Annotated in this window: 22 protein-coding genes; 6 read left to right on the top strand and 16 right to left on the bottom strand. The window is 67.2% G+C overall.

What is annotated here, in order from left to right:
* Positions 1-8 precede the first annotated feature (8 nt).
* The 5 genes from lptB to ACTJI4_RS12420 all read right to left on the bottom strand — a co-directional run bounded on the left by lptB (position 9) and on the right by ACTJI4_RS12420 (position 3,502).
* Positions 9-728: an LPS export ABC transporter ATP-binding protein gene (gene lptB, locus ACTJI4_RS12440; protein WP_392915368.1), complete on the bottom strand. Its 720-nt coding sequence runs from the start codon at positions 726-728 to the stop codon at positions 9-11.
* A complete protein-coding gene (lptA, locus tag ACTJI4_RS12435) occupies positions 728-1,288 on the bottom strand; it encodes a lipopolysaccharide transport periplasmic protein LptA (protein ID WP_392915371.1) in 561 nt (186 codons plus the stop codon). The genes lptB and lptA overlap by 1 nt, the downstream gene beginning before the upstream one ends.
* Positions 1,289-1,353: 65 nt before the next feature.
* The gene (gene lptC, locus ACTJI4_RS12430; protein WP_392915374.1) at positions 1,354-1,914 is read right to left on the bottom strand and encodes an LPS export ABC transporter periplasmic protein LptC; all 561 of its coding nucleotides are present in this window, start codon (positions 1,912-1,914) and stop codon (positions 1,354-1,356) included.
* Entirely contained in the window at positions 1,911-2,459 is a 549-nt protein-coding gene (locus tag ACTJI4_RS12425) for a KdsC family phosphatase (protein ID WP_392915377.1), read from the bottom strand. The genes lptC and ACTJI4_RS12425 overlap by 4 nt, the downstream gene beginning before the upstream one ends.
* Before the next feature lie 41 nt (positions 2,460-2,500).
* Positions 2,501-3,502, bottom strand: a complete 1,002-nt coding sequence (locus ACTJI4_RS12420; RefSeq protein WP_392915380.1) for a KpsF/GutQ family sugar-phosphate isomerase — start codon at positions 3,500-3,502, stop codon at positions 2,501-2,503.
* Between the two features lie 53 nt (positions 3,503-3,555).
* Between ACTJI4_RS12420 and ACTJI4_RS12415 the strand changes: the two genes are divergently transcribed.
* From ACTJI4_RS12415 to ACTJI4_RS12405, 3 genes are read left to right on the top strand one after another with little or no spacing between them, the layout of a single operon-like run.
* The gene (locus ACTJI4_RS12415) at positions 3,556-3,789 is read left to right on the top strand and encodes a BolA family protein (RefSeq protein WP_392915382.1); all 234 of its coding nucleotides are present in this window, start codon (positions 3,556-3,558) and stop codon (positions 3,787-3,789) included.
* Positions 3,790-3,846: 57 nt separating this feature from the next.
* Positions 3,847-5,118 carry a UDP-N-acetylglucosamine 1-carboxyvinyltransferase gene (gene murA, locus ACTJI4_RS12410; protein ID WP_095363733.1) on the top strand — a complete coding sequence of 424 codons (1,272 nt, stop codon included), beginning with the start codon at positions 3,847-3,849 and terminating at the stop codon, positions 5,116-5,118.
* The gene (locus tag ACTJI4_RS12405; RefSeq protein WP_440869512.1) at positions 5,115-5,426 is read left to right on the top strand and encodes an EF-hand domain-containing protein; all 312 of its coding nucleotides are present in this window, start codon (positions 5,115-5,117) and stop codon (positions 5,424-5,426) included. The genes murA and ACTJI4_RS12405 overlap by 4 nt, the downstream gene beginning before the upstream one ends.
* Positions 5,427-5,550: 124 nt before the next feature.
* On the opposite strand, the gene ACTJI4_RS12400 is transcribed toward ACTJI4_RS12405, so the two are convergent.
* From ACTJI4_RS12400 to purM, 7 genes are all read right to left on the bottom strand, one after another.
* Positions 5,551-6,234, bottom strand: coding sequence for a DUF3108 domain-containing protein (locus tag ACTJI4_RS12400; protein WP_392915388.1), 684 nt, complete (start codon positions 6,232-6,234; stop codon positions 5,551-5,553).
* Positions 6,235-6,236: 2 nt separating this feature from the next.
* On the bottom strand, positions 6,237-7,016 hold the full coding sequence (locus ACTJI4_RS12395) for a DUF3108 domain-containing protein (protein WP_392915391.1): 780 nt from the start codon (positions 7,014-7,016) through the stop codon (positions 6,237-6,239).
* 67 nt (positions 7,017-7,083) lie between these two features.
* Complete coding sequence (gene purN, locus ACTJI4_RS12390) at positions 7,084-7,743, bottom strand: phosphoribosylglycinamide formyltransferase (protein WP_392915394.1); 660 nt, start codon at positions 7,741-7,743, stop codon at positions 7,084-7,086.
* On the bottom strand, positions 7,740-8,351 hold the full coding sequence (locus ACTJI4_RS12385) for a DUF2238 domain-containing protein (protein ID WP_392917519.1): 612 nt from the start codon (positions 8,349-8,351) through the stop codon (positions 7,740-7,742). Before ACTJI4_RS12385 ends, purN begins: the two co-directional genes overlap by 4 nt.
* Before the next feature lie 47 nt (positions 8,352-8,398).
* Positions 8,399-8,836, bottom strand: a complete 438-nt coding sequence (locus tag ACTJI4_RS12380; RefSeq protein WP_392915397.1) for a hypothetical protein — start codon at positions 8,834-8,836, stop codon at positions 8,399-8,401.
* A gap of 9 nt (positions 8,837-8,845) precedes the next feature.
* A complete protein-coding gene (locus ACTJI4_RS12375; RefSeq protein WP_392915400.1) occupies positions 8,846-9,304 on the bottom strand; it encodes a hypothetical protein in 459 nt (152 codons plus the stop codon).
* A gap of 18 nt (positions 9,305-9,322) precedes the next feature.
* Entirely contained in the window at positions 9,323-10,348 is a 1,026-nt protein-coding gene (gene purM, locus ACTJI4_RS12370) for a phosphoribosylformylglycinamidine cyclo-ligase (RefSeq protein ID WP_392917521.1), read from the bottom strand.
* A 138-nt stretch (positions 10,349-10,486) separates the two neighbouring features.
* Here purM and ACTJI4_RS12365 point away from each other — a divergent pair, with 138 nt between their 5' ends.
* Genes ACTJI4_RS12365 through hda form a run of 3 tightly spaced genes read left to right on the top strand, consistent with a single transcriptional unit; the run spans position 10,487 to position 13,484 of the window.
* A complete protein-coding gene (locus ACTJI4_RS12365) occupies positions 10,487-11,611 on the top strand; it encodes a DUF2066 domain-containing protein (protein ID WP_392915403.1) in 1,125 nt (374 codons plus the stop codon).
* Positions 11,608-12,777: an AI-2E family transporter gene (locus tag ACTJI4_RS12360; protein ID WP_440869511.1), complete on the top strand. Its 1,170-nt coding sequence runs from the start codon at positions 11,608-11,610 to the stop codon at positions 12,775-12,777. Before ACTJI4_RS12365 ends, ACTJI4_RS12360 begins: the two co-directional genes overlap by 4 nt.
* The gene (hda, locus tag ACTJI4_RS12355; protein WP_392915408.1) at positions 12,774-13,484 is read left to right on the top strand and encodes a DnaA regulatory inactivator Hda; all 711 of its coding nucleotides are present in this window, start codon (positions 12,774-12,776) and stop codon (positions 13,482-13,484) included. Before ACTJI4_RS12360 ends, hda begins: the two co-directional genes overlap by 4 nt.
* A 151-nt stretch (positions 13,485-13,635) precedes the next feature.
* Here hda and murU read toward each other — a convergent pair whose 3' ends face one another.
* From murU to ACTJI4_RS12335, 4 genes are all read right to left on the bottom strand, one after another.
* Positions 13,636-14,337, bottom strand: coding sequence for an N-acetylmuramate alpha-1-phosphate uridylyltransferase MurU (gene murU / locus ACTJI4_RS12350; RefSeq protein ID WP_440869510.1), 702 nt, complete (start codon positions 14,335-14,337; stop codon positions 13,636-13,638).
* On the bottom strand, positions 14,334-15,359 hold the full coding sequence (locus ACTJI4_RS12345) for an aminoglycoside phosphotransferase family protein (RefSeq protein ID WP_392915415.1): 1,026 nt from the start codon (positions 15,357-15,359) through the stop codon (positions 14,334-14,336). Before ACTJI4_RS12345 ends, murU begins: the two co-directional genes overlap by 4 nt.
* A 58-nt stretch (positions 15,360-15,417) precedes the next feature.
* Positions 15,418-15,687: a GlsB/YeaQ/YmgE family stress response membrane protein gene (locus tag ACTJI4_RS12340; RefSeq protein ID WP_440869509.1), complete on the bottom strand. Its 270-nt coding sequence runs from the start codon at positions 15,685-15,687 to the stop codon at positions 15,418-15,420.
* A 66-nt stretch (positions 15,688-15,753) separates the two neighbouring features.
* Complete coding sequence (locus ACTJI4_RS12335) at positions 15,754-17,247, bottom strand: M20 family metallopeptidase (RefSeq protein ID WP_392917524.1); 1,494 nt, start codon at positions 17,245-17,247, stop codon at positions 15,754-15,756.
* Between the last annotated feature and the right edge of the window lie 128 nt (positions 17,248-17,375).

Raw genomic sequence — 17,375 nt, 5'->3', positions numbered from 1 at the left:
GCCGGCGGTCAGAGCTTGAAGGTCTCTCCAAGGTACACGCGGCGGACGTCTGCGTTTTCCAGGATCGCGTCTGGTGACCCCTGCGCCAGCACGCTGCCTTCGTTGAGGATATACGCGCGGTCGCAGATTCCCAAGGTTTCGCGCACATTGTGGTCGGTGATCAGCACCCCGATGCCACGCTGCTTGAGGTGGGTGACGATGCGCTGGATCTCACCCACCGAGATCGGGTCGACGCCGGCAAACGGCTCATCGAGCAGGATCAGGCGCGGCTTGGCGGCCAGCGCACGGGCGATTTCACAGCGGCGGCGTTCGCCACCGGACAGGCTGGCGCCCAGCTGGTCGGCCACGTGATTGATCTGCAGCTCGTCCAGCAGCGAATTCAGCTCCTTTTCGCGCCCGGCCTTGTCCAGGTCCTCGCGCAGTTCAAGCACCAGGCGCAGGTTGTCGGCCACGGTCAGCTTGCGGAATACCGACGGCTCCTGCGGCAGGTAGCCCACGCCCTGCTTGGCGCGGGTGTACATGGGGTCGGCGGTGATGTCCTTGCCGTCCAGCACGATGCTGCCGGCGTCGGCTTCGACCAGGCCCACGATCATGTAGAAGCAGGTGGTCTTGCCGGCACCGTTGGGGCCGAGCAGGCCCACCACTTCACCGGCTTCCAGGGTCAGCCCGAATTCCTTGACGACTTCGCGCTGCTTGTAGCGCTTGCGCAGACCTTTGGCGACGAGCATTACTTCCTGCTCCCGGCGGTGGGGACGGTGGCCTTGGCCGGGGCAGCGGCCGGCTTGGCGGCCGGGGCGGCACCCTTGTTCTTGGGCGGGATGACGGTGCGCACGCGCTGACCGTCGCCGCCGCTGTTCATCTGGCCGGTGGCGGTGTTGTAGGTCATCGTGCCACCCGAATTGGTGCCCTGCGCGCTCTTGACCGTGTAGTTGCCAGTGAGCACGATGATTTCCTTCTTGATGTCGTAGTCGATCTTGTCGGCCTGGGCTTCCATCCAGGTGCCGTCATCCAGCTGCTGTTTCATCTTGGCCTGCTTGCCGGTGAACACCGCACGCACCGCTTCACCGTCCTTCATGTGGATGTCGGCCTGGGCGGAGCGGATGTCGAGCGTGCCCTGGGTGATGGTGACGCCGCCCGACAGGGTGGTGACGCCATCGCCGACCAGCGTTCCGGACTGTGCGCCGGCGTCGATGGTCATTTCCTGGTTGCGGTCGGAGGTCTTGGCCTGCACGCCGACGGCGGGCACCATCAGGCTGAGGGCGAGTGCAACAGCGTGGAGGGTTTTCATGACGTGGGGCTTTCCTGCCAGATTCGGGGAGACGGCCAGGGCCGTTGTTGAAGTGTGGTGGCGCATCACTGACGGGGCGTGTAACGGCTCTTGACCTGGCTCAGGAACTGGTAGGTCTTGTCGCTGGAGTTCAGCGCGAAGCCGACGCCGGACTGGACCATGCCCGGTCGGGTCAGGGTCACCAGACCGTCGGAGGTGGCGCGGTTTTCCTTCGGGAACACGTCCAGCTGCTCGGTGCGGAACGTGGTCGGTGGAATGCTGGGCACGCGCGGGCTGTCGCCGCTGACGTTGCCGGTCAGCCGCAGCTTGTCGCCGGTGGCGCTGACCCAGCCGGTGTCGCTGCGAAGTTCCCAGTGGTTGCCGTCGCGGTCGGGCAGCAGGAACAGCGGGGTCTGGATGGTCATGGTCTCGTCGCTGCGGGTGCGTTCCAGCAGCGGCGCGCGCAGGGTCGTCGATTCGCGGCCCTGTTCGTCCAGCGCGATGATCTGGAAATCGTGCAGCACGTAATCCTTGCTGGCATCGTCGCCAGCGACGATCTCGGCCTTGTCGCGATTGCGCAGCAGCGACCAGCCGCTCAGCAGTGCGGCGACCAGCAGCAGGCCACCCAGTGCGGTTCGCCAGTTCATGCCCCGAACCCCGCCAGGACCGCATCCACGTGGCCTTGGGCGGCCAGCAGCACGTCGCACAGCTCACGCGCCGCACCCCGGCCACCATCGGCACGCGTCTGCCAGTGCACGCGCTCGGCAATCCAGGGGTGGGCATTGGCCGGCGCCACCGCCAGCCCGACCGCGCACAGCGGGGCCAGGTCGGGCAGGTCGTCGCCCATGAAGGCGACCTGGTCCAGGCCGATGCCGTGCTGGTCGCACAGGGCGCGCACGCTGGCGAGCTTGTCACCGACCGCGATCTGGGTGTCGATCCCCAGGTCCGCGCCGCGCTTCTGCGCCGACAGGCTGTTGCGCGCGGTGATCAGCACGGGGTGGATGCCGTGCCGCTGCAGCAGTTTCAGGCCAAGTCCGTCCTGCACGTAATACGCCTTGCTCTCGTTGCCGTCCCGGTCGTAGTAGAGCCGACCGTCGGTGAGTGTGCCGTCCACGTCGAAACAGGCCAGCCGGATACGACCGGCAACGGCATGCAGGTGGGACGGGAAACCGGGCAACGGGGAGTAGGGCATCAGGAGTGCGGGTCAGCTGAATGGAGGAGTGTCACTGTGGTTTAAACCACCCGGGCCCGCAACAGGTCATGAATGTTGAGCGCGCCCACCGCGCGGCCCTCGCCATCGACCACGATCAGGCCGTTGATCTGCTGGGTTTCCATGACCCGTGCGGCTTCGACGGCCAGCTGGTCGGCGCCGATGGTGCGCGGGGTGCGGGTCATCACATCGACAATGCGCGCGCTGCGCACGTCCAGGTCGCTGTCCAGGGCGCGGCGCAGGTCGCCGTCGGTGAACAGGCCCACCAGGCGCTGGCCGGCATCGACCACGGCGGTCATGCCCAGCCGCTTGCGGCTCATTTCCACCAGCGCCTCGCTCAGGCTGGCGTTCTCGCCCACCTGGGGCAGCTCATCGCCGCTGTGCATCACATCGGTGATGTGCAGCAGCAGGCGCCGGCCCAGGCTGCCGGCCGGGTGCGAGCGGGCGAAGTCATCGGCGGTGAAGCCGCGCGCGTCCAGCAGAGCCACGGCCAAGGCATCGCCCATCGCCAGCGAGGCGGTGGTGCTGGAGGTCGGGGCCAGCGCAAGCGGGCAGGCTTCGGCCGGCACGCTCACGTCCAGGTGGACGTCGGCGGCCTGCGCCAGCGAGGAACCGGGGCGGCCGGTCATGGCGATCAGCCGGTTGCCCTGGCGCTTGAGCACCGGCAGCAGCATCAGCACTTCGTCCGATTCGCCCGAATAGGACAGGGCCAGCACCACGTCGGCCTCGGTGATCATGCCCAGGTCGCCGTGGCCGGCCTCACCGGGGTGCACATAGAACGCCGGGGTGCCGGTGGAGGCCAGCGTGGCGGCGATCTTGCGGGCCACATGCCCGGATTTGCCCATGCCGGTGGCTACCACCCTGCCGCGGCTTTCCAGCACCAGCTGGCAGGCCTGGCTGAACCCGTCGCCCAGGCGTTCGGCTACTGCCGCAAGGGCATCGCGCTCGATCTCGAACACGCGGCGGCCGCTGGCAACCAGCGCGGCCGGGTCGGCCGATGAGGGGGGCAGGGGCGATACAGCCATGCGGGCGCCACGCGGAAGAGTAGAATGAGCGCTCATTTTATTAGGAAAGCCCGTTGGACGCCGAGACCATCCGCAAATTGATCGAAGACGGCCTGCCGGGCGCCCGCGCGGACGTGCAGGGTGATGACGGCGTGCATTTCGAGGCCACCGTGGTCTGTGACGCCTTTGCCGGCAAAATGCCGCTGGCGCGCCATCGGATGGTCTATGCCACCCTGGGCGATCGGATGGGCGGGGCGATCCACGCGCTGGCGCTGAAGACCGTTACCCAGGCTGAAGCCAATCGGTAAGCCGACCAACGGTCGGCTTCTACCGGACACCTTTTTTCTCCTTATTTCCCGGATTCCATGGCCAAGATCGTAGTGACCGGCGGCAAGCCGCTGCACGGTGAAGTGAACATTTCCGGCGCCAAGAACGCCGTCCTCCCCATCCTGTGCGCGACCCTGCTCGCCGACGCGCCGGTGGAAATCACCAACGTGCCGCACCTGCACGACGTGGTGACCACGGTGAAGCTGCTCAGCGAGCTGGGTGCCAAGGTCACCATCGACCAGGGCACGCTGTCGCGCGGCAGCGCGATCGTGGTCGACCCGCGCCCGGTCAACCAGCATGTGGCGCCGTATGAGCTGGTGCGCACCATGCGCGCTTCGATCCTGGTGCTGGGCCCGCTGCTGGCCCGCTTCGGTGCGGCCGAAGTGTCGCTGCCCGGCGGCTGCGCGATCGGGTCGCGCCCGGTCGACCAGCACATCAAGGGGCTGCAGGCGCTGGGTGCGGAGATCGTGGTCGAGAACGGCTTCATCAAGGCCCACGCCAAGCGCCTGAAGGGCGCGCACTTCACCTTCGACATGGTCAGCGTGACCGGCACCGAGAACGTGCTGATGGCCGCCGTGCTGGCCGAAGGCACCACGGTGCTGGACAACGCGGCGATGGAACCGGAAGTCACCGACCTGGCGCACTGCCTGATCGCGCTGGGCGCGAAGATCGAAGGCCTGGGCACCGCCCGCCTGGTGATCGAAGGCGTCGAGCGCCTGTCCGGCGGCCGCCATGAAGTGCTGCCCGACCGCATCGAAACCGGTACCTTCCTGGTGGCCGCGGCGATGACCGGCGGCAAGGTCACGGTCAACCGCGCCCGCCCGAACACGATGGATGCGGTGCTGGCCAAGCTGGTCGAAGCCGGTGCGAAGATCGACACCACCGACGACAGCATCACCCTGGACATGCAGGGCAAGCGCCCGCGCGCGGTCAACCTGACCACCGCGCCGTACCCGGCGTTCCCCACCGACATGCAGGCGCAGTTCATGGCGCTCAACTGCGTGGCCGATGGCGTGGGCGTGATCAATGAAACGATCTTCGAAAACCGTTTCATGCACGTCAACGAACTGCTGCGCCTGGGCGCGGACATCCAGGTCGAAGGCCACACCGCAATTGTGCGCGGCGCGGAACAGCTCAGCGGCGCGCCGGTGATGGCCACCGACCTGCGCGCGTCGGCCTCGCTGATCCTGGCCGGGCTGATGGCCGACGGTGATACCACCATCGACCGCATCTACCACCTGGACCGCGGCTACGAGAACATCGAAGAGAAGCTGTCGTCGCTGGGCGCCACCATCCGGCGCATCGCATGATCCTGCGCGGCCAGTTCACCCGTCGCCGCAAGGCGCTGCTGATCCTGGTGCTGGTGGTGCTGGGCTGGCTGGGCTACGCCTGGTATGCCGACATCGCCATCACCCAGGGCCTGGAACAGCAGGACATGGACTGGGACGGCGATGGCGCGGTCAGCCGCACCGAGGTGCTGCAGGCGTTCTACGCGGTCGGGGTGACCACCCGTGTGGAAGGCAACCGCCATTGCCGTTCGTTCTACTGGCGCAAGACCGGTGAGCAGATCCGCGTGGACTGCAAGACGGTGTTCCAGGCCGAAACGCCGGCAAAATAAAAAAAAACGCCCGCATCGCGGGCGTTTTTTTGTGTATCGACCAACGGTCGATACCTACCGCCGATACCACCGGCCTGTATCAATGCCGGCGGTAGGTACCGACCGTTGGTCGGTACCGGGTGCATCATTTGAATGACTTGATGGTCAGGTCCAGCGCGTCCCTGCCGCCCTCGCGCTGCAGCAGCCGCGCCGGTACCGGGAAGTCCTTGACCACCCAGGCGATCAGTTCCTTGTTGCCGTCCACTCGTGACACCTTGGTGGCGTCGTAGGCCTTGCCGCCTACATTGACCTGCTCCTTGCCGATCACCTTGTAGGTCATCGGCTTGACCCGGCCTTCGTCGACCATGCGGTAGGTCAGCGGCTTGCCGGCGGCCAGGTCGCGGGCGATGGCCAGATTGATCAGCAGCGCGTCCATGTCGCCCGTTTTCAGGGTTACCGGTCCGGCACGGTCGGGCTTGATGTCGCCGGTCCAGGTCGCCTGGTTCTTCGTCCAGTCGTAGTTGGCCTGCACGTTGCGCTTCTTCACCAGCAGCACCGAGCTGTCCTTGCTGCTGAGCGGGCGCAGGCGGCCATTGGCCTCTTCAAACACGGTGTTCTGGCTGAGCGTGGCCATCGGGCTGCGCACGTCCAGGCTGTACGTCCATGTGTTGCCGTCGGCCTTGGCCAGGGTCATCGTGCCCGGGGCCTGCACGCCCATGTAGTTGGCCTGGTACTGCGCGGTGAACGGCTCCATCGCCGTGGCCGGCAGGCTGATGACGGCCAGGGCGCCGGCGGCGAGCCAGGTCAGCGGGCGGGTCGGAATGCTCATGCTCAAACTCCTTGGTATTCGATCAGGCGCAGATCGATCCGATCCTGACCGTCTTCGCGTTGCAGGATGCGCACCGGGGTGGGAACCCCATTGGCGATCCAGAGGATGGTTTCATCGTTGCCGCCGTTGGTGCGGTACACCCGCAGCGCGTTGTAGGACAGCTCGCCGACCTCGACGTTCTCGGTGGCGGATGCGGCCTGGTAGTCATGCTGGCGCACCCTGCCCATATCCGCATAACGGTAATGCATCTGCCCGCCCGGGCGCGCATCGCGCATGATCGCAAGATTCAGCAGCAATGCGCTCTGGTCGCCGGGCTGCAGCGGAACCGGCTGGGTGCGTTCCTTCTTCAGGTCGCCCACCCACTGTGCGGTACCGGCCTTCCAGTCATAGGTGCCGGTGACCTTCTTGCCGAGGAACAGGCCCTTGCGCACCGTCGCCTGGCTCAGCGGCACATAGGTGGTGCCGTGCTTCTCGAACACGGTGCTCTGTTCCAGGTTCAGGCCCAGCACGCTGGCAAAGCCGCGCCGGCCCACCACCTGCATGTCCACGCGCCACTGGTCGCCACCGGTATGGGTGACGCGCATGGTCGCATCGCCCGCTTCCTTGCCCTTGTACAGGGCCTGGTAGGTGGCCGTGAACGGCTCCAGCGGCGGCGCCTCCCAGGCACTGGGCGGTGGCAGCACCGGCAGGTCCGGCGGGGTGGGTTCCTGCGCCTGCGCGATCGCCACCGTGCACAGCAGGGAGGCAAGCAGCACCAGCGGTTTGGACAGAATGGTTTTCATGCGCGCGCGGAAGCGGGGGAAGGAGGAGGATGCCAGCGGCCGGGTCAGCGGCGCGTGTGCGCCGCCGTCAGGGGGTCAGCTGTCCGGCGCAATCTAGGCGCATGGGACTGAACAGGGGGTGGCCGTCAACGACCAGCTGACCGTCGCGTTCAGCTACCCGGCCGGCCACCAGCCACTGCAGGCTGGCGATCAGCAGCGGATGCTCCACCGCCAGCACGCGCTGGGCGAGCTGTTCGACGCTGTCGCCGGGCAGGACCGGCACCCGCGCCTGGGCCAGCACCGTGCCCGCATCCAGTTCGGGCACCACGAAGTGCACGCTGGCCCCGGCTTCGGCATCGCCGGCCTCCAGCGCGCGGGCGTGGGTGTGCAGGCCTTTGTATAGCGGGAGCAGCGACGGATGGATATTGACCAGCCGGCCGGCAAAACGCTGCACGAAGGCTTCGCCGAGGATGCGCATGTAACCGGCGCAGACCACCCAGTCCGGGGCAAAGGCGGCCAGCGCATCGCCAAGCGCGGCATCGAACGCGGCGCGGTCGGCGAACTCCTTGGGCGAACGCGCCCAGCGCTGCCCGGGCGCGACCTTATGCAGGGCCGAGGCGTCGGGCTTGTCCGACAGCACCGCCACCACCTCGGCGTCGAGCGTACCGGCGGCGATCGCATCGAGGATCGCCTGCAGGTTGCTGCCACGGCCGGAGGCCAGCACCGCGATGCGGCTGGGTGAACTCATTTCAGTACGTTCCGCTTCAGCAGCGGCCAGGTGAGCAGCGCGCCCACCGTGGCGAGCAGCATGTCCGCATGCGCGTCCCACAGGTCGCCCTGCTGGCCGTTGTACGACTCGGCCGCTTCGGGTGACAACATCAGGGCAATGCCCCATTCGAACCATTCGTAGACCAGGCTCGAACACATCACAGCCATCACTGCCAGCGCGAAGGCCTGTCCGATACGCAGTGTGGGCCAGGCGTGGCGCGTCAGCTGGGTCAGTGCCGGGGTGAAGCAGATGCCGTACAACAGGTGGATCAGGCGGTCGAAGTGGTTGCGTTCCCAGCCGAAGGCCGCGTTCGGCGACCAGTGCACCGCGGCCTGCAGCCATGCGTCGTAGGGCACGTTGGAATACAGCCAGCGCGCGGCGATGCAGTGGATCGCAATGAAGCCGCAGACGGCCGCGAACGCGCCGCTGCCCAGCGTCCAGCGCCGGTCCACCCACCACAGCGCAACCAGACCGATCACGGTGAGGCTGCTGTGCAGCCCTTGTTCGACCGGCCACATCGGCTGGATCCAGGTCAGCGCGAACAGCGCGAGCACGCCGACGAACGCCGCCTTCTTGGCCGGCGTCATGCGTCGCGCGCGGGGCAGGCTGGACCCTGGCAGGAGACTGCCGTCGCTCATGCCGCAACCGTACCGTCGGAATCCCTGAAGCTGGCCACTACTTCCGGGCGCATCAGCACGATCAACGCGTACACGCCCAGCGCGATGCCGAGCGCGCCGGCCAGGCAGGCCGCACCGGCGGCAATTTTGCACAGCTTGTGCGAACGGCGCTCGGCCATGCGCCGCGCGCCTAGGATGTTCAAGGTACCCAGCCCGGCGAAGATCGCGCCGGCGCCGACCATGATCGCCGCCAGCAGCGCCGGCTGGGCGTTGGGGTTGGCGCTGTTGCTTTCGCTGATGTAGCCGCCGGCGGCGCCCAGCACCAGGATCGGCACCAGCAGCAGTTCCAGCGCGCCCAGGATGTAGAACAGGATCTTCAGCGTATGCAGGTGCGAGGCGACCTGATGCGGTGTCCAGCCGCGCGGGACGTTCAGCGGCGGGGGCGTGGAAGACATCGGCAGGCCTCAGGCGTGGGCAGTGGGAGAAGAATCGAAGGCAACCTTGACCGCCGGCCGCAGCAGTACGATCAGGGTGAACACGCCAAGCACCGTGCCGAGCGGCATCAATACGCAGGACAGCGCGGCCACGACCAGGCACAGCGTATGCCGCTGCTGGCGGGCCAGGCAGCGCCCGGCGTAGGCCATGAAGGCGGCCAGGGTCAGCCCGCACAGGATAAGGATCGAGCCGATCCCGATGAACAGCCAGCCGAACAGCCGGGTCTCATCAGGCGACGCCGTCCCGCCATTGCTCTCGATGGGCATCGCGCCGCTCAGCGCGGCGATGCCGATGCCTACATGGATCAGCGGAAACAGCGAGAACAGCGCGGTGAGCCCGGCCACCACATAGTGGAAGATCGACAACAGCCGCAGATGCGACGCGTCTTCCACGGTCAGCGAGGGGGCGGGCGGGAGCGGTGCGTCCATGCAGGTCTCCTTGAGCGGTCAGCCGATCCGCACGCGTTCGGCGCCGTTGGCCTGGGTGACCTTGCCGATGGTCCACTGCGCCAGGCCCTGGGCTTCGACGGCGGCGGTCACGCCAGCCACCTGGTCCGCGGCGACGATCAGCACGAAGCCGATGCCGCAGTTGAAGGTGCGCCACATTTCGCTGTCGGCCACTGCACCTTCACGCTGCAGCCACTGGAACACCGGCGGCAGGGTCCAGGACGACGCGTCGATGTCCAGGCCCAGGCCCTCGGGCACCACGCGGATGATGTTTTCGGTCAGGCCGCCACCGGTGATGTGGGCCATGCCGTGGATGGCTGCGCCGTGGCTCTTGAGCAGGGCCAGGATCGGCTTCACGTACAGGCGGGTCGGCGCCATCAGCGCATCGACCAGCTTGACCCCACCTTCCAGCTCCAGGTCGGCGGGGCGGCCGGCGCGGTCGTAGATGCGGCGGACCAGCGAGTAGCCATTGGAATGCGGGCCGGAGGAGGCGATGCCGATCAGCACGTCGCCTTCGGCGACGCTGGCGCCGTCCTTCAGCTCGCTCTTTTCCACACCGGCCACGGTGAAGCCGGCCAGGTCGTATTCGCCCGGGGCGTACATGTCGGGCATCTCAGCGGTTTCGCCGCCGATCAGCGCGCAGCCCGCCTCGGTGCAGCCGTTGGCGATGCCGCCCACGACCGCCGCGGCAGTGTCGATGTCCAGCTTGCCGGTGGCGAAATAGTCCAGGAAGAACAACGGCTCGGCGCCCTGCACCAGCACGTCGTTCACGCACATGGCGACCAGGTCGATGCCGATCGTGTCGTGGCGGCCCAGCTGTTGTGCCAGCTTCAGCTTGGTGCCCACGCCGTCCGTACCCGAGACCAGCACCGGCTCGCGGTACTTGCTGGACAGGTCGAACAGGGCACCGAACCCACCCAGGCCACCCATCACCTCGGGCCGGAAGCTGCGCTTCACCAGCGGTTTGATGCGCTCGACCAGTTCATTGCCCGCGTCGATGTCGACGCCGGCGTCGCGGTAGGTCAGGGGGGAGGGGTTGGACGGGGAATTGGTCACGGGCGTCGGCGCTGCGCTGGGGTGAAAGCGGGATTTTAACAGGCCACGTTGGCGCGCAGGCCCTATTCGGGCAACAATTCCCCCCGGATACGCTCAATGGAAGTCCTGATGCGCCGCAGCCTCTTTGTAATGATGTTCCTCGCGCTGTGCCTGCCGGTGGCCACGATGGCCCAGAGCGGCCTGCGTACCGAAGGCGACGTGGCCACGGCCAGCGGGGCCTACGAGGCCGAAGTGCCGGTCAACAGCCAGGGCGAGTCCGATCGCAATGGCGCCCTGGCCCGCGCGCTGGGCAACGTGCTGACCAAGCTGTCGGGCGACCGCAGCGTGCTGTCCCGCCCTGGCGTGATGCAGGCCCTGCGCGATGCGAAGAACTACGTGGTCAGCTATGACTACCGCCAGGACCAGAGCACCTCGGCCAGCGGCGCCCCCAGCTACCGCACCATGCTGGTGGCCCGGTTCCGCCAGGACGACGTGGACGGACTGATTTCCGCACTGGGCCTGCCGGTGTGGCCGCAGCCGCGGCCCAAGCCGGTGGTCTGGCTGGCCATCGATGATGGGTCCGGCCCCCGCCTGGTGACCGTGCAGCAGGCCAATGCGGCACGGCCGTTGCTGAATCGCGCCATCGAACGCGGCTACAAGCTCGGCCTGCCCACCGGCAGCGCCGCAGAGCAGGCCGTGGTCGGCTCGATCTGGCGCCAGGACACCGCCGCCGTGGCCCGCGCCTCCTCGCGCTACGCCCCGCCGATGCAGCTGGTCGGCAAGCTCTACCGCGACACCACCGGCGGCTGGGTGGCCGACTGGGTGTTCGTGGATGGCGGCAAGGAGCTGAACAAGTGGACGGTGAAGGACAGCGACGCCCGCCGCGCCATGTCCAGCGGCGCCGACGGTGCGGCTGACGCGCTGGTCAAGCGCTACGCCAAGGCCGGTGCGGCTACCGGAGCGGCCGGCACCTACACCATCGCCGTGATCGGCGTCGACAGCGCAGAGGACTACATGCGCCTGGCCGCCGGCCTGCGCGAGAACCCGGTGGTGCGCAACATCACGCCGCTGCGCGCCTCGGGCAACCGTCTGGAGCTGTCGCTGGACATGACCGCCGGCCTGGCCGGGTTGAACCGCATGCTGGGCGAGAACGGGGTGATCGTGCCGCTGGCCCCGCTGCCGGTACCGATCGACGAGGACGCCGCTCCCGGCACCCCGCCACCGCCCGCCAGCAACGAGTACCGTCTGCGATGACCCTCACCCCGGAAGCCGAGATCGCGCAGTTCCTGCGCCGCGTCAAGTACATCCTGTTCGCGCTGGCGGTAGGTTGGGTGGTGTGGCTGTTGGCCCCGATCCTGACCCCGTTCGTGCTCGCGCTGGCGCTGGCCTGGCTGGGCGATCCGCTGGTGGACCGCATCGAAGCCAACGGCCGCTCGCGCAACACCGGCGTGGTGCTGGTGTTCGTGGCAATGGTGCTGGTCATCACCGCCGCGCTGCTGATCCTGGTGCCTATGATCGAACGTCAGATCTCCACCCTGATCGCGGCCATTCCCCAGGCCCAGCAATGGCTGATGGAGAAGGGCATTCCGTGGTTCGAGCAGAAGACCGGCATGGAAATCATGCCCTGGCTGGAACCAGACCGCCTGATCGAGTGGGTGCGCAGCCACTGGGAACAGGCCGGCGGCTTCGCCAAGACCTTCTTCGGTTACGTATCGCGCTCGGGCTTTGCGATGGTGACCTGGGTGGTCAACATCCTGCTGCTGCCGATCCTGGCCTTCTACTTCCTGCGCGACTGGGACAAGCTGGTCGAGCGCGTTGCTTCGACCATTCCACGCAACCACGTGGGCACCATCACCAAGCTGGCGCGGGAATCCAATGAAGTGCTCGGCGCGTTCATCCGTGGCCAGTTCCTGGTGATGGTCGCGCTCGGCCTGATCTATGCCATCGGACTGTCGCTGGTCGGCCTGAAACTGGGCCTGTTGATCGGTCTGATCGCCGGCCTGATCAGCTTCATTCCGTACCTGGGTGCCACCACCGGCATTGTCATGGCGGTGCTCGCCGCGCTGGTGCAGGCACAGGGCTTTGACCTGAAGCTGCTGATCCTGGTCGGCGTCGTGTTCACCGTGGGCCAGCTGCTGGAAAGCTACGTGCTCACCCCGCGCATTGTCGGCGACAAGATCGGCCTGCACCCGGTGGCGGTGATCTTCGCGGTGATGGCCGGTGGCCAGCTGTTCGGTTTCCTGGGCATGCTGCTGGCGTTGCCGGTGGCGGCGGTCAGCAATGTGCTGCTGCGCTATGCGCACCTGCGCTATCGGGAGAGTGAACTGTACGCCGGCGAAAAGACCGCGATCGTGCTTGATCCGTACATCGAGAAGCCGGTCCTGATCGTCGATGCGCCCAAGGGCCCGGACCCGCAGTGAGCGTAGTGCCGCAGCTGCCGCTTGCCCTGCGTTACCCGCAGGACGAGCGGCTGGAGACCTTCATCGGTGCACCGGATGGTGCGCTGGCGCAGCTGCGCGCCATTGCCGTGGGCGAAGACCAGCAATGGGTGTACCTCGAGGGCGCGACGGGCACCGGCAAGACCCACCAGGCTCTGGCGATGTGTTCGCTGGCCGAACAGGCCGGGCGGCAGCCGACCTACCTGCCGCTGAAGGCGGTGGCGGGTCGTACCCGCGCTGCGCTGGAATCGCTGGAAGGCCGCGATCTCGTGGCGCTGGATGGGCTGGATGCGGTGGCCGGCAACCGCGACGACGAGGTGGCGTTGTTCGATTTCCACAACCGCGCGCGCAGTGCTGGCGTCACTTTGCTGTATACCGCGCAGCACGCGCCCGACCAGCTGGGCCTGGTGCTGCCCGACCTGCGCTCGCGCCTGCAGCAGTGCGTGCGCGTGGTGCTGCAGCCGTTGGATGATGAAGGCCGCGCGGCCGTGCTGCGTGAGCGCGCGGCGCGGCGGGGGTTGTCGATTGATGAGGCCGCTATTGAGTGGTTGTTGACCCGCACCGGGCGGGAACTGGGCAGCCTGGTGAGCCTGCTGGACTGGCTGGACCGGGAGTCGCTGGCTGCGCAGCGGCGCGTTACCGTGCCGTTCCTGCGGCAGGTGGTGGAAGAAGGCTCGCACCGGTTGTGAGGGTAGGCCGCTGGTAGGGTCGCATCCCAATCGACTGCACGTAACCGGGCAACGTTCTTTTGTGGCATGACCTCAAACGGCGTGGGCTTCGGCCGTGGTCATGCGTTCGCCGCGCCGATGGGCGTTGTCGGCGGTTGATTGGGATCCAACCCTACCGCAGGGATGCGTCCAAGGCCGCCAGACGTTCGGGTGTGCCTACATCGGTCCACTTTCCTTGATGATGCTGCCCGGTTACCCGGCCGTTTGCCATGGCGTGGCGCATCAGCGGGGCCAGACCGAACTGCGGCGGGTTCGCTGACGCGCCCTCCGTTGCACCGATCACCCCGCGCCATCCGTCCAGGATCGACGGACGATACACGCCCACGCCGGCATAGGTCAGCCGCGGTGCATCGCCGTCATCACTGACCGTGCCATCCGCGCGCAGGATGAAGTCCCCGCGCGGGTGCTGCACCGGGTTGTCGACCAGCACCAGGTGCGCATCGCCCTGCGGCTGCCGAGGCAACGTGCTCACATCCACATCGGTCCACACATCGCCGTTGACCACCAGGAACGGTGCGTCACCCAACAGCGGCAGCGCATTGAGGATGCCGCCACCGGTCTCCAGCGGCACCGTGCCTTCGTTGATGAAGTGCAGGCGCAGGCCCCACCGATCCCCACTGCCCAGCGCCGGTTCGAACTGGTGGCCCAGCCATGAGGTGTTGATCACCACCTCAGCGAAACCCGCAGCGGCCAGGCGCTCCAGGTGCCACACGATCAGCGGTTTGCCGCCAGCCACCAGCAACGGCTTGGGCGTGGTGAGCGTGAGCGGGCGCATGCGCTCGCCCTTGCCGGCGCTGAAGATGATCGCCTTCATGCGCGGCTGGATATCGGCAACGCCAGCGCGGCCATCGCCGGCTTGATCCGCTCCTGCAGCAGGGTGTTCAACCCGGCCAGTTCCGGATGGCGCGGCAGCACTTCATCCAGATAGCGGATGAAACGCGGTGCGTCGGCGAAATAGTGGCCCTTGCCGTCGCGGTCGCGCAGGCGCACGAACAGGCCCAGGATCTTCAGGTGGCGCTGCACGCCCATCCAGTCGGCATCGCGCAGGAACTGCGGCCATGGCCGCACCGGCAGCCCTGCCGCCTGCGCCTGCGCGTGGTAGCGGGCCAGCCAGGCGTCCACGCGTTCCAGCGGCCAGCTCAGGAACGCATCCTTGAACAGGCTCACCGGGTCGTAAGCGATCGGCCCGCGCACGAGGTCCTGGAAATCGAGAACGGCCGGGCCCGGTTCGGTCGGCATCAGGTTGCGCGGCATGAAATCGCGATGGGTAAGCACCTGCGGCTGCTGCAGGGCGTTGTCCATCAGCCGGCGATGGGCGAGCTGCAGTGTTTCCAGTTCGCCGCAGTCCAGCTGCAGGCCCAGGTGGCGTTGCAGGAACCACTCGTCGAACAATCCGGCGTCCCGCTGCAGCAGGGCTTCGCCGAACGCCCCCATGCCCTCGGGCACCGGGATCTGCTGCAGGCGGATCAGCTGCGCAAAGGCGGCATCGAACCACGCGTCTGCGTTGGCGTCATCGATGTGCCGGGCCAGGGTCGGGCCGCCAAGGTCCTCAAGCAGCAGCAACCCCTGTTCCTCGTCGCGGGCCAGTACCTGCGGCACGCGCACGCCGTTGGGTTCCAGCAGGTCATGCATGCGCAGCCACGGGCGCACGTCCTCCAGCCCGGGTGGCGAATCCATCACGATGTGGCTGCCGTGCACGCTGGTAGCGCGCCAGTAGCTGCGGAAACCGGCGTCCACTGACGCCCGGTCCAAGTGCAGGTCGGGGTCGCCCAGCGCGGCGCAGGTCCACTGCCGGCGAAGCTCGGCGCGCAGTGGGTCGGAAGCAGGATCGTTCATGGACAGGTACGTCGAAGCGGCGCCCTGCGGCGCCCGGGAGGAAGTGGGGTAAGGGCGTTCAGCGCTTGCTGCTGAAAAGCCGCAGCAGGGCCAGTACGGCAACGGCACCCAGGATCGCACCGATGAAGCCGGCAGGCTCACCGCGCGCATACCAGCCCATGTACTGGCCAAACCAGCCGGCCACCAATGCGCCGACAATGCCGAGTCCGATGGTCAGCAGGCAGCCCATGCGGTTGTTGCCAGGCATCACAAAGCGCCCAAGCAGGCCGACCACGAAGCCGACCAGGATGATGTAGAGCCAGCTGGTGCTGCCGAACAGTCCATTCATTGCGCTGTTTCCCGCAGAAGATTGACGCAGCCTACCAAGGGCAGGCTGCGTCCGTCATCGTCGCTATCAGCAGCAGCCGTGGCCGCCGTGGCGGGTGCCGCTGTCGGCCGCCACCGGCGAACCGCTGGTCTCACCACGCAGGCTGGCCGCGTAGTGCTCGCTGATCACCTTGGACACGCATGCGGTGACCCGCTTGCCCATCGGGATGTGCAGGAATTCGTTCGGGCCGTGTGCGTTGGAATGCGGGCCGAGCACGCCGGTGATCATGAACTGCGCGCCGGGGAACTTCTCGCCCAGCATGCCCATGAACGGAATCGAGCCACCTTCGCCCATGTACATCGCCGGCTTGCCGAAGAAGGTCTGGCTGGCGTCGTCGATGGCCTGGGTCAGCCACGGGGCCATCGCCGGGGCGTTCCAGCCCGATGAGGCCTTTTCCAGGTCCAGCTTCACTTCAGCGCCATTGGGCGGGTCGCGCAGCAGCGCTTCCTTCAGCAGCTCGCCGCAGGCCTTGCCATCGGCGGTCGGCGGCAGGCGCAGAGACAGCTTCACCGCAGTATGCGGGCGCAGCACATTGCCGGCCGAGGCCAGCGGGGGCATGCCGTCCACGCCGGTCACCGACAGCGCCGGGCGCCAGGTGCGGTTGAGCACCAGCTCGGTCAGGTCATCGTTCATCGGCTTGAGGCCGTCGACCATCGGGAACTTCTCGAAGATCTCGGTATCCACCACCTCGGCGGCGCGCTTGGCCTGGGCCTGGCGCTCTTCCGGAATGTCCACGTGCATGCCGTCCAGCAGGATGCGGCCGGTCTTTTCGTCCTCGATGCGCGACAGCAGCTGGCGCAGCAGCCGGAAGCTGGACGGCACCACGCCGGAGGCATCGCCGGAGTGCACGCCTTCGTTGAGCACCTTGACCGAGAAGTTGCCACCGGTCAGGCCGCGCAGCGAAGTGGTGCACCACAGCTGGTCGTAGTTGGCACAACCCGAGTCCAGGCACACCACCAGCGACGGCTTGCCGATGCGCTCGGCCAGGTGGTCCACATAGGCCGGCAGGTCGTAGCTGCCCGATTCCTCACAGGCTTCGATCAGCACCACGCAGCGGGCGTGTGGCAGGTTCTGTTCCTGCAGTGCCAGCACGGCGGCCAGCGAGCCGAAAATGGCGTAGCCGTCGTCGGCACCGCCGCGGCCATACAGCTTGTCGCCGCGCAGCACCGGCACCCACGGACCGAGGTCGTCGTCCCAGCCGGTCATTTCCGGCTGCTTGTCCAGGTGCCCGTACAGCAGCACGGTGTCGTCGCCGGTTTCGGCGCCGGTGGCGGGAATTTCCAGCAGCAGCAGCGGCGTGCGGCCTTCCAGGCGCACCACCTCGACCTTCAGGCCCGGCAGCTTCTGCGCCTTGGCCCAGCTTTCCATCAGGGTGACGGCCTGCTCCATGTAGCCGTTTTCGACCCAATTGGCGTCAAACATCGGCGATTTGTTGGGAATGCGGATGTATTCGACCAATTGAGGAACGATCTCGCTGTCCCACTTGTCACTGACGAATTGGCCGAGCTTGGCGCTGTCCATCTGGTACTCCGAATGCATGTGGCTGATCCCGCCATTCTACGCCTGCGTGGGGGGTAGGGATTTCCCTACACCACGTCAGGTATTTGGCTGGCTGTGTGAAGTTCATGTGGACGATAGGCTGTGTGTAT

The organism is Stenotrophomonas sp. 22385 (genome assembly GCF_052045085.1).
Taxonomy (GTDB): domain Bacteria; phylum Pseudomonadota; class Gammaproteobacteria; order Xanthomonadales; family Xanthomonadaceae; genus Stenotrophomonas.
The sequence above is the reverse complement of the archived record's forward strand: the minus strand, read 5'-3'. Positions and strand labels throughout refer to the sequence as shown.

What these genes read in the sequence shown, in the direction of transcription:
- lptB (WP_392915368.1), bottom strand. Translation starts at nt 728, where the DNA reads ATGCTCGTCGCCAAAGGTCTGCGCAAGCGCTACAAGCAGCGCGAAGTC.
- ACTJI4_RS12380 (WP_392915397.1), bottom strand. Translation starts at nt 8,836, where the DNA reads ATGTCTTCCACGCCCCCGCCGCTGAACGTCCCGCGCGGCTGGACACCG.
- ACTJI4_RS12360 (WP_440869511.1), top strand. Translation starts at nt 11,608, where the DNA reads ATGACCCTCACCCCGGAAGCCGAGATCGCGCAGTTCCTGCGCCGCGTC.
- ACTJI4_RS12375 (WP_392915400.1), bottom strand. Translation starts at nt 9,304, where the DNA reads ATGGACGCACCGCTCCCGCCCGCCCCCTCGCTGACCGTGGAAGACGCG.
- murU (WP_440869510.1), bottom strand. Translation starts at nt 14,337, where the DNA reads ATGAAGGCGATCATCTTCAGCGCCGGCAAGGGCGAGCGCATGCGCCCG.
- ACTJI4_RS12340 (WP_440869509.1), bottom strand. Translation starts at nt 15,687, where the DNA reads ATGAATGGACTGTTCGGCAGCACCAGCTGGCTCTACATCATCCTGGTC.
- ACTJI4_RS12345 (WP_392915415.1), bottom strand. Translation starts at nt 15,359, where the DNA reads ATGAACGATCCTGCTTCCGACCCACTGCGCGCCGAGCTTCGCCGGCAG.
- murA (WP_095363733.1), top strand. Translation starts at nt 3,847, where the DNA reads ATGGCCAAGATCGTAGTGACCGGCGGCAAGCCGCTGCACGGTGAAGTG.
- ACTJI4_RS12365 (WP_392915403.1), top strand. Translation starts at nt 10,487, where the DNA reads ATGCGCCGCAGCCTCTTTGTAATGATGTTCCTCGCGCTGTGCCTGCCG.
- ACTJI4_RS12385 (WP_392917519.1), bottom strand. Translation starts at nt 8,351, where the DNA reads ATGACGCCGGCCAAGAAGGCGGCGTTCGTCGGCGTGCTCGCGCTGTTC.
- lptC (WP_392915374.1), bottom strand. Translation starts at nt 1,914, where the DNA reads ATGAACTGGCGAACCGCACTGGGTGGCCTGCTGCTGGTCGCCGCACTG.
- ACTJI4_RS12400 (WP_392915388.1), bottom strand. Translation starts at nt 6,234, where the DNA reads ATGAGCATTCCGACCCGCCCGCTGACCTGGCTCGCCGCCGGCGCCCTG.
- lptA (WP_392915371.1), bottom strand. Translation starts at nt 1,288, where the DNA reads ATGAAAACCCTCCACGCTGTTGCACTCGCCCTCAGCCTGATGGTGCCC.
- ACTJI4_RS12425 (WP_392915377.1), bottom strand. Translation starts at nt 2,459, where the DNA reads ATGCCCTACTCCCCGTTGCCCGGTTTCCCGTCCCACCTGCATGCCGTT.
- purN (WP_392915394.1), bottom strand. Translation starts at nt 7,743, where the DNA reads ATGAGTTCACCCAGCCGCATCGCGGTGCTGGCCTCCGGCCGTGGCAGC.
- ACTJI4_RS12405 (WP_440869512.1), top strand. Translation starts at nt 5,115, where the DNA reads ATGATCCTGCGCGGCCAGTTCACCCGTCGCCGCAAGGCGCTGCTGATC.
- ACTJI4_RS12395 (WP_392915391.1), bottom strand. Translation starts at nt 7,016, where the DNA reads ATGAAAACCATTCTGTCCAAACCGCTGGTGCTGCTTGCCTCCCTGCTG.
- ACTJI4_RS12420 (WP_392915380.1), bottom strand. Translation starts at nt 3,502, where the DNA reads ATGGCTGTATCGCCCCTGCCCCCCTCATCGGCCGACCCGGCCGCGCTG.
- ACTJI4_RS12335 (WP_392917524.1), bottom strand. Translation starts at nt 17,247, where the DNA reads ATGGACAGCGCCAAGCTCGGCCAATTCGTCAGTGACAAGTGGGACAGC.